The sequence below is a fragment of the Labilibaculum sp. genome, from assembly GCF_963664555.1.
Lineage (GTDB): Bacteria > Bacteroidota > Bacteroidia > Bacteroidales > Marinifilaceae > Labilibaculum.
In genome coordinates, this window is record NZ_OY761461.1 from 883,757 (window position 1) to 896,718 (window position 12,962).

The window sequence follows — 12,962 nt, forward strand, 5'->3', positions numbered from 1 at the left end:
GGCTATTATTACCCATTTTTATATTTTTGCTTGGGGTATTTCGTTTTGCCGGTTGAAGATCTTTACTAATTGGCTGAAAGACCTGTAAAATTGGATATGAGGAAGAGTTTAATTGTTTTTATACTGATATCATTATTTGGGGTCTGTCAAGTCTCCGCTCAACGTGTGCACTCTTCTCAATTTTATTCTATTCCTTTATTGTTAAATCCAGCTTTGACTGGTAATTCTGATTACAACCTTCGGGGCGGAATGAATTATCGTAATCAGTGGAATAGTGTAACAACACCTTTTGTTTCTCAAGCTGTTTTTGTTGATGGTAAATTATCAACTCAATTATTAAGTTCTTCCTGGCTTGGTATTGGAGGTATGATCTTTAATGATAAAGCGGGAGAAGGTAGTTTAAAGACTACTCAGGTCATGTTTTCCGGATCATTAAATAAAAGTTTGAATGCAGGTAACACATTGTTTTTACATGTGGGAATTGGTTTGGAATTAGTTAATAAATCGGTCGATTATAATAAATTGGTTTTTGATGATCAATGGGATGGTACACTTTTCGATCCAAATTATCAAACAGGTGAACCTTTAGGTACACAATCTTTATTTTATACTGATTTTTCTGGTGGTACTATGCTTACCTTTTTTAAAGGGAAATCAAAATATTTTATGGGAGTGGCGGTTAGTCATATAAATCAACCCAACGAATCCTTTTACGCAATCACCAATAACCTTAAAAGACGATTTGCCTGGCATGGAGGAGTTGAGTCCAGATTATCTTCGAGATTGTATGCCAAGCCTGAAATTATGCATACTACGGAGAGAGGTTCAAACGAGTGGATTGCCGGAGCCAATTTTATGATGTTGTATGGAGAAAAAGGCACTATTCTTCATTACGGATTGTGGTATCGTTTTACTCAGGATATTATTCCTGCATTTGGGTATGAGAAAAACCGCATGAAATTTATGATTAGCTATGATATTAATGTCTCGGATTTACAGGCAGCATCTTCTAACAGAGGCGGTTTGGAGATTTCTCTGACTTACAATTATAACTATTCAAACCCCAGGGAAATCCGCAAGTTGAAACGTCGTCAGAAAGTTAAAAAATTGGGTGATAAGGCAATCTCTTGTCCTAAATTCTCGCACGAAGACTAATCTCAGTTACGAAATTGTAACTTTGCTTATCGCTTACTGCCGATCCTTTTTTACGTATTCTTTCTTCTTTTTCTCAACAAGTTTACCACCAACTACAATTACAATCTCACCTTTTACAGTTTTCGAACTGAAATGAGCGATTAGTTCAGCGAGAGTGCCGCGTACGTTTTCTTCGTATAATTTGGTTAGCTCACGAGAAACAGATGCTCTTCTATCTCCTCCCATTACTTCAGCAAATTGCTCTAAGCTTTTCACTAAGCGGTGCGGAGATTCATAAAAAATCATTGTTCTCGATTCTTCAGCCAGTTCGTCCAATTTAGATTGACGCCCCTTCTTTTGCGGTAAAAATCCTTCGAAACAAAATTTTTCATTTGGCAACCCGGAATTCACTAAGGCAGGGACAAATGCAGTTGCTCCCGGCAAACATTCTACATCAATTCCATTATCAAGGCAATGTTTCACTAAAAAGTACCCGGGATCGGAAATAGCTGGTGTGCCGGCATCAGATATTAAGGCAATGGTTTCACCGGCTTTAATTCGGTTAACGATGTTTTCGGCCGTTTTGTGTTCGTTAAATTTGTGATGTGAGTGTAAGGGTTTTGAAATTTCGAAATGTTTTAATAAAAACCCTGATGTTCTTGTGTCTTCAGCAAGAATTAAGTCAACACTTTTTAAAACTTTTAAGGCTCTTAAAGTAATATCTTCTAAATTTCCAATTGGAGTTGGAACAAGGTATAGTTTCGACATGTTTAAAATTTTCTTTTGGTGATTTCGATGAATTGGGTTACGGTTGGATCTTCCAGATCCCATTCCTTTTCAGCTTTTATCCAATTCATAACAGATTCAAAAGTACCTGCTTTATTTATGAAGGAAATTGCTGTGTTGTATTCTTCGATATTGTTGTCAAAAAGCTCACGGGCAAACAAAAAGCGATCATTTATTCCAATAGCCGACTGAATATCTGTCAGTTTTTTTGACGAAAGTTTCTCGCCTATCAGTTGAATAGGTTCCGATGGAAGGCTTTGGTTTACAATTTCTGATTCGATTTGTACTTTTTTTTCAATTTCAGGTTCCTCAGGACTAATATGATCAATTACCTGCGGTTTTTTAGAACTTGCATCAGTAAATTCAATTTCATTTTTGACTGGTTCAGGTGTAGCTTGAATAATTTCTTCAGGAGTATTCGATGAAACTGTCTCGGCTGTCTTCGGTTCACAATTCTTTTTGAGGATTTTAAAATCCTGACTTAAACCTAGTATTCTTGAATCAAGTAACTCAATACCATCACTTAAATCCTCAGGCTTATCGGCGAAATGTTTCAATAAGTTTTGAATTTCTTCAGTTTTGCTTTTAAGCAGTTGAATGACTAGTTTATTATCCATAACCAGAATTTTAATAAGAAACAGAATTCCATGTACTGATGTACAAAAGTAAAGCTAATTTTTTTTGTATTGATTGGTTGTATGGATTTTTCGATTCAAACAAAAGGTTTTTTAGTGAGGTATTGTTTAAAAGTTTATTATCTCAGTAATGCAAGTATGAAAGTGTTTTCCTATTTTTGTCTATCTATGTAAAATAACCTAAAGTTTATCACATGTTTCTTGAGAATGATATTAACAGAGCTGGCAGTAATGGTTGGATCGAAGTAATAGTTGGTTCTATGTTTTCGGGTAAAACCGAGGAATTGATTCGTCGGTTGAACCGGGCAAAAATTGCCCGTCAGAATGTTGAAATATTTAAACCTCATATTGATGTGAGATACTCTGAGGACGAAGTAGTATCGCACAATTCCAACTCCATCCGGTCAACACCTGTCGAAACATCAGCAAATATATTGTTGCTTGCCAGTAATGTTGATGTTGTTGGTATTGATGAAGCTCAATTTTTTGATGCTGGCTTGTCGGACGTTTGTAACGAATTAGCCAATCAAGGTATTCGTGTGATTGTAGCCGGTCTGGATATGGATTTTAAGGGCAATCCTTTTGGCCCGATTCCTAGTATTATGGCTACTGCAGAATATGTTACCAAAGTTCACGCAGTTTGCATGCGTTGCGGAAATCTGGCCAATTATTCTCATCGTTTGGCTGAGGCTGATAAGTTGGTGTTGTTGGGTGAAAAGAGTGAGTACGAACCGCTTTGCAGAAATTGTTACCAAAAAATTTATAGAGCATCTTCAACAAAATAAGTGGATGTATTATGACTGTTGTACAATTACATACTATTGAATCGGTAGCTTCTGTAACAGGAGGTATTTGTTGTGGGAAAGAAAACCTTATTGTTAAAAACCTATCGATAGACAGCAGGTCATTACAACTTCCCGAAGAAACTTTATTTTTTGCTTTAGTTGGCGATCGACATGATGGACATGTATACATCAAAGATTTGTATCAAAAAGGGGTTCGTGCATTTGTTGTGAGCAATTCTGAAAGTACAGATTTTAAACAGTATCCTGAGGCCGGCTTTGTTTTGGTTCCTGATACGCTCCGTGCATTGCAGAATTTGGCCGAAAATCACCGAAAGAATTTCTCTTTTCCCGTTATAGGAATTACCGGCAGCAATGGAAAAACCATTGTAAAAGAGTGGCTGTATCAGTTGCTGAATGAATCGTATTCTATTGTTCGCAGTCCTAAAAGCTACAATTCTCAGGTGGGAGTTCCACTTTCTGTCTGGCACATGAACAATGAGGCCAATTTGGCCATTTTCGAGGCTGGTATTTCTCAACCGGGAGAAATGGATCAGCTCTCTAAAATTATTCAACCAACCTTTGGGATTTTTACTCATTTGGGAGATGCTCATCGGGAGAATTTTAAGGATGATGTTCAGAAATTAGAGGAAAAGATAAAATTATTCTCTTCCTGTAATTGCATTGTTTATTGTGCCGATGAAAAACTTGCCGATGAATCTTTAAAGGTCAGGTATGGACAGAAAAAAGAATTGATTTCGTGGTCGAGAAAGGGAAAGGCAGACTTGCGGATCGTTTCTGAGATCATTAAAGAGAACAAGACCTATATTGAAGCCAAATATAAGAAGGAAACAAAAGGAATCAATTTGCCTTTTAGTGACAAAGCCTCAATTGATAATGCAATTACCTGCTGGCTTTGTTTGCTAAACCTGAATGTTGATGATGAAACCATAAAAGAAAGATTCCTGAAATTAGAACCAGTTGCCATGCGATTGGAAATCAAAGAGGGAATAGGTGATTGTACACTGATTAATGATTATTACAACTCAGATTTGGGTTCGCTGGGAATTGCCTTGGATTTAATGAATCAGCAGCAAAAAGATAAGAGCAAAACCATTATTTTATCAGATATTTTTCAATCGGGTTATACAAATCATCAGCTTTATAGGGCTATATCCAAATTATTGGAACAGAAGAAGATTAATCGTTTAATTGGCATTGGGGAGGGCATTTCTTCTCAATCGAAACTATTTACCTGCAATGCTTCTTTTTATCGCTCAACCGATGTGTTTCTTGCTGATTTAAATCGGAATCAGTTTAAAAATGAAATCATTCTGATAAAAGGAGCCAGGAATTTTCATTTCGAGAGAATTTCAAATGCTCTTCAATACAAAGCACACCAAACGGTTCTGGAAGTGAACTTAAATGCCATGGTTCACAATCTGAACTACTTCCGTTCCTTATTAAAACCAAGTACCAAACTGGTGGTAATGGTGAAAGCATTCTCTTACGGAAGCGGATCAACCGAAATTGCTAATTTACTGCAATATCACCGGGTTGATTATTTAGCTGTTGCCATAGCCGACGAAGGTGTCGAACTAAGAAATGCAGGAATCACAATCCCAATTATGGTGATGAATCCAGAACCTCACAGTTTCGATACCATGATTGAATATCGTCTGGAGCCTGAAATATACAATCAGACTATTTGTCTTGAATTCGAAAAAGCACTAAAACGAAATGGTGTAAAAAACTATCCCATTCACATAAAATTGGATACCGGAATGAATCGTTTGGGTTTTGTGCATCGAGATATTGGCACTTTATTGTCGCTGATTGTGAACAATGACCATTTCTTTATCAGCTCCGTATTTTCCCATTTGGCTGGTGCTGATGAACAGCAGCACGATGATTTTACAGCTCGGCAAATTGATTCATTTACTGCATGGAGCGATCAAATATTGTCGCAGTTTTCGTATCCTATCGATCGGCATATTTTAAATTCAGCCGGTATCGAACGTTTTCCACAGGCACAATTTGATATGGTTCGTTTGGGAATTGGTCTTTATGGAATCAGCGCCAAACATCAGGAAAAGCTGATGAATGTGAGCAGCTTAAAAACAACAATTTCGCAGATAAAAGAAGTTTCGAAAGAGAATACCGTAGGTTACGGCCGCAAAGGACAATTAGAGGCCGATGCCCGCATTGGAGTTATCCCAATTGGTTATGCCGATGGTTTTAGCCGTAAGTTGAGTAACGGAAAGGGAAAGGTGATGGTGAACGGGCAATTAGTGCCTATTGTCGGCAATATCTGCATGGACATGAGCATGATTGATCTTACGAATACCAATGCCAAAGAGGGCGATTCGGTTCTGATTTTTGGCGACGATTATTCGGTAAGTAAATTGGCAGAACAACTGGATACCATTCCCTACGAAATTTTAACCACCATTTCGCGTCGGGTAAAACGCATCTATTTTCAGGAGTAAATAGCTTAGTTTTCTTTTTTGACTTCCGTGACAAACGGAGAGCTTTCCGTGTCTTATTTTATCAGTTAAGTGACTCAAATTTTGACTGGACAATGAGTTAAGCTATTGTGGTACACAAATGAGCTTATTTTTCAATTGGAAAAATCTATCGGTGAAACGATCAAAATAATTGCAAAGAAAAAGCCATCTTTTAAGATGGCTCACTATATTTTAAGAAGTAGATTTTATCCGAGTTTACTAACCCGGTCTAATCTTACCTTATCTAAAATCTTAATTTTCCGGCCATCAATTGAAATTACACCTTCGCTGGCAAAAGTAGAAAGAGTACGAATTGCATTCGATGTGGTCATGTTCGACAGGTTAGCGATATCTTCTCTCGAAAGATAAACCTTAATGGTTGATTCATCATCTTCAAAACCATATGTGTCACGAAGAAACAGCAAAGATTCAGCTAATCTTCCCCGAATGTGTTTCTGAGTAAGGGTGATGGTTCTGTTGTTTGAGAATCCTAATTCGGTAGAAAGCGAACGGATAATGCACAAAGAAAGGTCAGAATTGGTTTTAATGAATTTCAGCATCAATTCGTAGCTAACTGTACAGGTTATAGAATCTTCAATTGCAACAGCCGAAGCAATGTTGTTTTCTTCTGCAAAAAGTGCACGGTATCCAATAAAGCCAATGGGTTTTGCCATTCGAACAATTTGCTCGCGACCGCCTACGCCTTCCTTAAAAATCTTCACCTTTCCTTCAGACAAACAAATCAGTCCAATTGGTCTTTCACCTTCTTTGTAAATGTATTCCCCTTTCTTAAAAAAAGAACAGGTCATGTTCGCCATTAATTCTTCTTTTTCAGAAGGAGTAAGAACATTAAATACTGAACTTGAATTGTTAATTACTTCCCCACAAATAATCTCTCTGGATTTTCTATCATTCTCAATCATATACAAAGTGGAATATGGATTTAAAATACGTTGTATGTTTTAAAACACTTCAAAAGTATACAAATGAAATGAAATGAAAAAATGAATGCAGAAATAATTCATTATTTAGGTGATGTTCGACAACATGCTATTATGTAGGTGTTTATACCCATTTGTTAGTGCATTGCTACTAAGGGAATTTTTCGTCCGAAACCAAAAGCCTTCGATGAAACGCGTAAAATAGGCGGAGTCTGGAATCTTTTGTACTCATTCATGTTCACTAAGCGGATGGTTTTTTGCACCGTTGCTCTTTCGAAACCATCTTGAATAATTTCTTCCGAAGACATATTTTTTTCTATATATCGGAATAAAATGCCGTCTAACACATCGTAATCTGGCAAAGAATCCGAATCTTTTTGATCGGGGCGTAATTCGGCTGATGGCGGTTTTACAATTGAGTTCTTAGGAATTACTTCCTTATCTTTATTGATGAACCAAGCCAATTTGAAAACATCGGTTTTGTAAACATCTCCAAGTACCGATAAACCTCCGTTCATGTCTCCATACAAGGTTCCGTATCCTACAGCTGATTCACTCTTATTTGATGTGTTTAGAAGGATGTGTCCAAACTTATTCGATAAGCCCATAACCAGTGTTCCTCTAACACGAGCCTGTATGTTTTCTTCAGCTACATTAAAAGGAAGATCCCCAAATATTGGACCTAAGGATTTCTGAAACTCCTGAAAAATATTCTGAATGGGAACAATATCGTATTGAATGCCTAAGTTCTCTGCTAAATCTACCGCGTCTTTTATGGAGTGATCCGAAGAGAATTTGGAAGGCATCAGCAGAACACGTACATTTTCTTTTCCAAGAGCTCTTTCGGCCAATACGACTGTTACGGCTGAATCAATTCCTCCGGATAAACCTAAGGTCGTTTTGGTAAATCCCATTTTTCCAAAATAATCTTTTAGACCTAAAACCAAAGCATCATGAATTTTTTCGATATAATCTACATTTCTTGCTGTGGCTTTCTGACTTTCAATATCCTCAAGATCGACAATCTGATAGTCTTCTTTGAAATAATTTAATCGTTTGACTACTTCTCCCTTCGAATTCATGACTAAAGAGTCACCGTCAAAAATTAATTCGGTGTGTGCACCAATTTGATTGACGTAGAATATTGGAAGTTGATATCTTTCCGAAGTTGCCTTCAAAATATTGGTTCGCAAATCCTGCTGATTATAGGAAAATGGCGATGCTGCAATGTTTACCACAAAATCAGGATTGAGTTTGCTTAGCTCTTCCATTGGTGAAATTGTGTACAATGCTGATTTTGCAAAGTTGTTGTCTACAGGTTGGGTTTCCCATAAATCTTCACAAATAGTGAGTGCAATTTTTTTCCCTTTCAATTCAACCAAAGAGAATTCTGTATTGGGTTCAAAGTACCTGTATTCGTCGAAAATATCGTAATTAGGCAACAGAGTTTTATTGTGAATACTCTCAATTTTCCCGTTGGAAATGAAATAAGCAGAATTGTATAAATTTTTCCCTTTCGGATGAGGATTTACTGATGGTCCTCCAATTACGGCGGCAATATCAATGCAATGCTCCGCTACTTTTTGAAGTGCCGATTTAGATTTCTCAACAAATTCTTTACGTTCCAGTAAATCTTTTGGCGGATATCCACAAATGGCTAACTCTGAAAACAGAACCAAATCTACGCCGCTTTTGCGCGACTTATTGATTGCTGAAATAATTTTTTCAGTGTTGCTCTCGAAATTACCAATATGATAGTTTAATTGGGCTAATGCTATTTTCATACTTAAAAGATATGAGTCCCGAAATATTTCAGGATGAGAAGAAAGATCATTTAATCTGCTGTCTCATTTAATAATTGAATACTTTAAAGCTGTATTTGTTTTCAGCTTAGCAAATTTAGTGATAAAAATATGGAATAGGTATTCCTTCTGTCAGCAAAAACAAAACCGTGGCAAAATTAATTAATCCTTGTATTTATTAAGGCATTGTAAGGAAAAACCAATTTTTGAACCGGGCTTAACTTATTTTTAATATTTTGAGAAACACAAAAACAAATACCTACAATTAAATCATAAGAATGCAGTTAAATCACTACAAAAATACAAGTGCGAGTATTTTAATCTTGTTGCTGGGTTTTCTTTTTTCATGTAATTCGGACACTAAAAGTCCTGATGTTTCAAATATTGATTTGGAAGTGAAAATTCAAAGATTTGAGCAAGAGCTTTTCGCGGTAAAACAAAAATCAGATTTAAATAAGTTAAGACAGCAATATCCTGATGTATTGCAATTGTATAGTAATAAAGTGATTGGTCTGGGAGATTCAGATGATTCTGATTATATGGTTTATTTGAATAAGTTTTTAACTGATTCAACAATGAACCAGGTTGCTGATAGCGTTGCAAAAAAGTTTCCGACTCTGGATAAAGAAGAAAAGGAGTTGACAAATGCTTTTAAATATTTAAAGTACTATTTCCCGGGAAAACCGGTCCCAAATTGTTATTCTCAAATTTCAGGTTTCAATCAGTCAATTGTTGTTGCCCAAAATTTGATTGGAATAAGCTTGGATAAGTATTTGGGAAAAGATTGTGCATTTTATTCCTATTTGGGAACGCCAATGTATGCAAGAGAAAACATGATTCCTGAAAGAATTGTTCAGGATGTTGTGCTTGCTTATGCTTTAACTGAATTTCCTTTTACTCCGCTAAAAGATGATTTAATCAGCAATATGATTTATCAGGGAAAAATAAGATACTTTTTACAAGCCATGATGCCCCAAAAGAGTGAGGCCGATGTGATGAAATATTCGCAAAATGAATTGGAGTGGTGTGAGGAGAATGATGAGTTGATGTGGGGATATATTATTGAGCAAAAACATTTGTTTACAAGCGAATACCGCACAGTAATTAAGTATATAAACGATGGGCCTTTTACTCCGGGAATGCCACAGGAATCACCTTCCAGAACCGGTATTTGGATTGGATGGCAAATTGTAAAAGAATACATGGCAAAACATCCCGAGGTAACTATAAATCAGTTAATGACTGAAAATGATTATGCTGCAATCTTACGGGAATCTGCTTATCAGCCTTAAAATGATCAAAAATGAAAATAGCTTTGATTCAATTTGCACCTGTCTTTGGTGATCTGAAATCAACGATAGAGTCTTTAAAGGTATTGTTATTTAGAGCAAAGGAAGCCGATTTAGTTGTACTTCCGGAACTGGCCAATACCGGCTATAATTTCGATTCGAAAGAAGAAGCTTTTGAGCTGTCGGAAACAGTAAAGGATAGTGTTTTTCTTGATTTTATTCAGGAATTGTGCTTGCAGTATAATTTTACCGTTGTCACTGGATTTTCAGAGAAGGATGGTGATCAATTGTATAATTCAGCTGTTTTGATGAATGCAACAGGGCTTGTTGGAACCTATCGGAAACTTCATTTGTTCATGAATGAAAAAAATATTTTCGAGAAAGGAAATTTAGGTCTTCCTGTTTTTATTGTTGATGATGTTAAAATTGGAATCCTGGTTTGTTTCGATTGGATGTTTCCTGAAGTTTGGCGTAAATTAGCTTTGCAGGGAGTCGATTTAATTCTTCATCCTTCAAATTTGGTATTGCCATATGCACAATCGGTAATTCCTTCCTATGCATTGGTGAACAGAATTTTTATTGCCACAGCAAATCGAATTGGAACGGAAAAAGAACTTTCTTTCACAGGTCAGTCTATTATTGTGAATCCAAGAGGAGAAGTTCTTGCTAAAGCTGATATGCTGGAGCAGATTTTGTTTGTAGATATTGATCCTGAATTGGCCAGAGATAAAATGATTACGAAGAACAATGATGTTTTTAAGGATAGAAGAACTGATATTTATGAATAAGAGCCAGAAATGAGTGTGTTAAAACGAAATATTGAAGAGGAAAAAGCAAGAATCCGAAAGGAGATAAGAGCTGTAAAGCAAAATTATTCTTTTGAGCAGAAAAAAGAGTTGAGCTTACCTATTTTGAAACGTTTGGAACAGCTTCCGGAATTTATCCAAGCCAAAACAGTAATGCTTTACTGGTCCATGAAGGATGAGGTTTATACTCACGATTTTGTTTGCAAATGGGCCAACGAGAAAAAAGTGATTTTGCCTAGTGTAAAAGGAGAAACATTGGATTTGAAACTTTTTGAAGGAGCGGATCAGCTGATAGAAGGTGAACATTATGGGATTCCTGAACCTGAGGGGGCTGTATTTATGAATGAGGACGAAATTGATCTGATTTTGATTCCTGGAATTGCTTTTGATCGGGAAAAGAATAGGATGGGTAGAGGAAAAGCCTATTACGACAGGTTGCTACAGTCGTTAAGTTCTTTTAAGGTTGGTATTTGTTTCGATTTCCAGATTTTGGATCATGTACCAATTGATGAGCATGATATTAAAATGGATGAAATAGTATTTCAATAAAAAAGCCAGTGATTATCTCACTGGCTTTTTAATATCGCTAAATTACGATTATTCTGCGTGAATAGCTTCCACAGGACAAGCGTCAACGCAAGTACCACAATCAGTACAAAGATCAGCGTCGATTACATAATGCTCATCACCCATAGAAATTGCTTCAACAGGACATTCTCCTTCGCAAGAACCGCAAGAAATACAGTCGTCGTTAATTACGTAAGCCATTTTCTTTAAATTTTTAGTGTTAATACTATCACAAATGTAATATCATATTTTTAATGGAGAAACAATTTCGCCGAGAATTATATTATTTTGAAACAGATTAAATAATGAAGAATAAGCTTAGGTAAATAATTTGCACTCTCTATTGTGCAGAATTAAAGATGTTTGTTTTTTTAATTGGTTGATTTTAGCTTATTACGAGAACTATTTGTTTAAATATGAAATCGCTAACCACGCCATTGTACTCATTGATGTTCGTAAAGAATCATCATTTGCTTCGAAAGTTGAAGTGTGCAAAGAGCCGTTTTTTTCCGATTGTACTCCAAAGCGATAAAAAGTAACAGGATATTTCTGTGAATAGAAGCCAAAGTCTTCGGTGGTCATTCTAATATCCATATTTACAACTTTTTCTTCGCCCAGTAATTCAATCGCATTTAGTTTAGCTTCATGAGTGAGGTCTTCGTGGTTGACTAAAAATGGATAGCCATGACGAATGTCTACTTCGCATACCGCACCCATTCCTTTGGCTGTTGATTGAGCTATGTCTGCAATTAATTGTTTGGCCTTAGCTCTCCATTCTTCATTCATGGTACGAAAAGTTCCTTCTATTTTCACTTCATCCGGAATGATGTTGGTCGCTCCGTCAGCAATCATTTTTCCGAAAGAAAGCACGGTTGGGATTCTTGCATCGCAATGGCGGCTGACAATTTGCTGCAATGCTACAATTATATGTGAGGCTATAAGAATTGTATCTGTGCATTTGTGTGGCATGGCGGCATGTCCGCCTTTGCCTTTTACGGTAAGATATATTTCATCACCGGATGCCATGTACATACCAGATCTAAATCCTATGGTTCCAGCAGGCATATCCGGCAAAACGTGCTGACCAAGTATCCATTCCGGCTCAGGTTGTAAAGCTCCTTCCTCCATCATTAATTTGGCGCCACCAGGTAATAATTCTTCTCCAGGCTGAAAAATCAGTAAAATAGTACCTTCCCATTCACTTTTGAATTCCGATAGGATTTTGGCTGTTCCAAGCAGACTCGCCATGTGCATGTCATGTCCGCAGGCATGCATAACACCTTTGTTACGAGAGCAGTATTTGTTATTCGGATTTTCGTTAATGGGTAAGGCGTCCATATCAGAACGAAGTGCAATGATTTTCTTGGCCGGATTTTTCCCTTCAATTTTTCCAACGACACCGGTTTTGGCAAAGCCCGATTTGTAAGAAATTCCCAGTTTGCTTAAATAATTTTGAATAAACTTAGATGTTTCAAATTCTTCGAAAGAAAGTTCAGGATTAGCGTGTAAATGAGCTCTGATTTCTTTTATTTCAGCACTAATCTGTTCTGAAAATGTTAATATTTTGTTTTTTAGATTTGTCATTTGTGGTTATTGGTTTATTTATTGCAAATCAATTTTTTGCGTAGTTAAATTTGATTGGGACCTAATCGTTAAGGCGTTTGAAGAATTTACTTCAATCAATTACAAATCTACTAAATAGTTACAACAGAA

General features: G+C 36.5%; 12 protein-coding genes. 6 read left to right on the forward strand and 6 right to left on the reverse strand.

The genetic code is table 11. The annotated features are described in order from the left end of the window. Positions 1 to 96: 96 nt before the first annotated feature. The gene (locus tag ACKU4N_RS03690) at positions 97 to 1,155 is read left to right on the forward strand and encodes a PorP/SprF family type IX secretion system membrane protein (RefSeq protein ID WP_321320696.1); all 1,059 of its coding nucleotides are present in this window, start codon (positions 97 to 99) and stop codon (positions 1,153 to 1,155) included. Positions 1,156 to 1,188: 33 nt separating this feature from the next. On the opposite strand, the gene rsmI is transcribed toward ACKU4N_RS03690, so the two are convergent. After that, positions 1,189 to 1,902, reverse strand: a complete 714-nt coding sequence (gene rsmI / locus ACKU4N_RS03695; protein WP_321320700.1) for a 16S rRNA (cytidine(1402)-2'-O)-methyltransferase — start codon at positions 1,900 to 1,902, stop codon at positions 1,189 to 1,191. 2 nt (positions 1,903 to 1,904) lie between these two features. Next, a complete protein-coding gene (locus ACKU4N_RS03700) occupies positions 1,905 to 2,537 on the reverse strand; it encodes a DUF8457 domain-containing protein (RefSeq protein WP_321320702.1) in 633 nt (210 codons plus the stop codon). 212 nt (positions 2,538 to 2,749) lie between these two features. Here ACKU4N_RS03700 and ACKU4N_RS03705 point away from each other — a divergent pair, with 212 nt between their 5' ends. Together ACKU4N_RS03705 and ACKU4N_RS03710 are read left to right on the forward strand one after the other, a co-directional pair. Beyond that, positions 2,750 to 3,340 carry a thymidine kinase gene (locus ACKU4N_RS03705; RefSeq protein WP_321320704.1) on the forward strand — a complete coding sequence of 197 codons (591 nt, stop codon included), beginning with the start codon at positions 2,750 to 2,752 and terminating at the stop codon, positions 3,338 to 3,340. Between the two features lie 11 nt (positions 3,341 to 3,351). Further along, positions 3,352 to 5,826, forward strand: a complete 2,475-nt coding sequence (locus tag ACKU4N_RS03710; protein ID WP_321320706.1) for a bifunctional UDP-N-acetylmuramoyl-tripeptide:D-alanyl-D-alanine ligase/alanine racemase — start codon at positions 3,352 to 3,354, stop codon at positions 5,824 to 5,826. 224 nt (positions 5,827 to 6,050) lie between these two features. Here the strand turns inward: ACKU4N_RS03710 and ACKU4N_RS03715 are convergent, their stop codons facing one another. After that, the gene (locus ACKU4N_RS03715; protein WP_289531782.1) at positions 6,051 to 6,767 is read right to left on the reverse strand and encodes a Crp/Fnr family transcriptional regulator; all 717 of its coding nucleotides are present in this window, start codon (positions 6,765 to 6,767) and stop codon (positions 6,051 to 6,053) included. Between the two features lie 155 nt (positions 6,768 to 6,922). Continuing rightward, positions 6,923 to 8,569, reverse strand: coding sequence for an NAD+ synthase (locus ACKU4N_RS03720; protein WP_321320709.1), 1,647 nt, complete (start codon positions 8,567 to 8,569; stop codon positions 6,923 to 6,925). A gap of 296 nt (positions 8,570 to 8,865) precedes the next feature. Here ACKU4N_RS03720 and gldB point away from each other — a divergent pair, with 296 nt between their 5' ends. The 3 genes from gldB to ACKU4N_RS03735 are packed head-to-tail and all read left to right on the forward strand — an operon-like array spanning position 8,866 to position 11,231. Further along, positions 8,866 to 9,879, forward strand: a complete 1,014-nt coding sequence (gene gldB, locus ACKU4N_RS03725; RefSeq protein ID WP_321320712.1) for a gliding motility lipoprotein GldB — start codon at positions 8,866 to 8,868, stop codon at positions 9,877 to 9,879. An 11-nt stretch (positions 9,880 to 9,890) separates the two neighbouring features. After that, on the forward strand, positions 9,891 to 10,664 hold the full coding sequence (locus ACKU4N_RS03730) for a nitrilase-related carbon-nitrogen hydrolase (protein ID WP_321320714.1): 774 nt from the start codon (positions 9,891 to 9,893) through the stop codon (positions 10,662 to 10,664). A gap of 9 nt (positions 10,665 to 10,673) precedes the next feature. Next, complete coding sequence (locus ACKU4N_RS03735) at positions 10,674 to 11,231, forward strand: 5-formyltetrahydrofolate cyclo-ligase (protein WP_124993219.1); 558 nt, start codon at positions 10,674 to 10,676, stop codon at positions 11,229 to 11,231. Between the two features lie 48 nt (positions 11,232 to 11,279). Here ACKU4N_RS03735 and ACKU4N_RS03740 read toward each other — a convergent pair whose 3' ends face one another. Next, complete coding sequence (locus ACKU4N_RS03740) at positions 11,280 to 11,450, reverse strand: 4Fe-4S ferredoxin (RefSeq protein WP_096429549.1); 171 nt, start codon at positions 11,448 to 11,450, stop codon at positions 11,280 to 11,282. A 201-nt stretch (positions 11,451 to 11,651) separates the two neighbouring features. Beyond that, a complete protein-coding gene (locus ACKU4N_RS03745) occupies positions 11,652 to 12,833 on the reverse strand; it encodes a M20 metallopeptidase family protein (RefSeq protein ID WP_321320719.1) in 1,182 nt (393 codons plus the stop codon). Positions 12,834 to 12,962: the final 129 nt, after the last annotated feature.

Bases quoted from the DNA above. Each gene is read 5' to 3' on its own strand.
- ACKU4N_RS03690 (WP_321320696.1), top strand. From the start codon at position 97: ATGAGGAAGAGTTTAATTGTTTTTATACTGATATCATTATTTGGGGTC.
- rsmI (WP_321320700.1), bottom strand. From the start codon at position 1,902: ATGTCGAAACTATACCTTGTTCCAACTCCAATTGGAAATTTAGAAGAT.
- ACKU4N_RS03700 (WP_321320702.1), bottom strand. From the start codon at position 2,537: ATGGATAATAAACTAGTCATTCAACTGCTTAAAAGCAAAACTGAAGAA.
- ACKU4N_RS03705 (WP_321320704.1), top strand. From the start codon at position 2,750: ATGTTTCTTGAGAATGATATTAACAGAGCTGGCAGTAATGGTTGGATC.
- ACKU4N_RS03710 (WP_321320706.1), top strand. From the start codon at position 3,352: ATGACTGTTGTACAATTACATACTATTGAATCGGTAGCTTCTGTAACA.
- ACKU4N_RS03715 (WP_289531782.1), bottom strand. From the start codon at position 6,767: ATGATTGAGAATGATAGAAAATCCAGAGAGATTATTTGTGGGGAAGTA.
- ACKU4N_RS03720 (WP_321320709.1), bottom strand. From the start codon at position 8,569: ATGAAAATAGCATTAGCCCAATTAAACTATCATATTGGTAATTTCGAG.
- gldB (WP_321320712.1), top strand. From the start codon at position 8,866: ATGCAGTTAAATCACTACAAAAATACAAGTGCGAGTATTTTAATCTTG.
- ACKU4N_RS03730 (WP_321320714.1), top strand. From the start codon at position 9,891: ATGAAAATAGCTTTGATTCAATTTGCACCTGTCTTTGGTGATCTGAAA.
- ACKU4N_RS03735 (WP_124993219.1), top strand. From the start codon at position 10,674: ATGAGTGTGTTAAAACGAAATATTGAAGAGGAAAAAGCAAGAATCCGA.
- ACKU4N_RS03740 (WP_096429549.1), bottom strand. From the start codon at position 11,450: ATGGCTTACGTAATTAACGACGACTGTATTTCTTGCGGTTCTTGCGAA.
- ACKU4N_RS03745 (WP_321320719.1), bottom strand. From the start codon at position 12,833: ATGACAAATCTAAAAAACAAAATATTAACATTTTCAGAACAGATTAGT.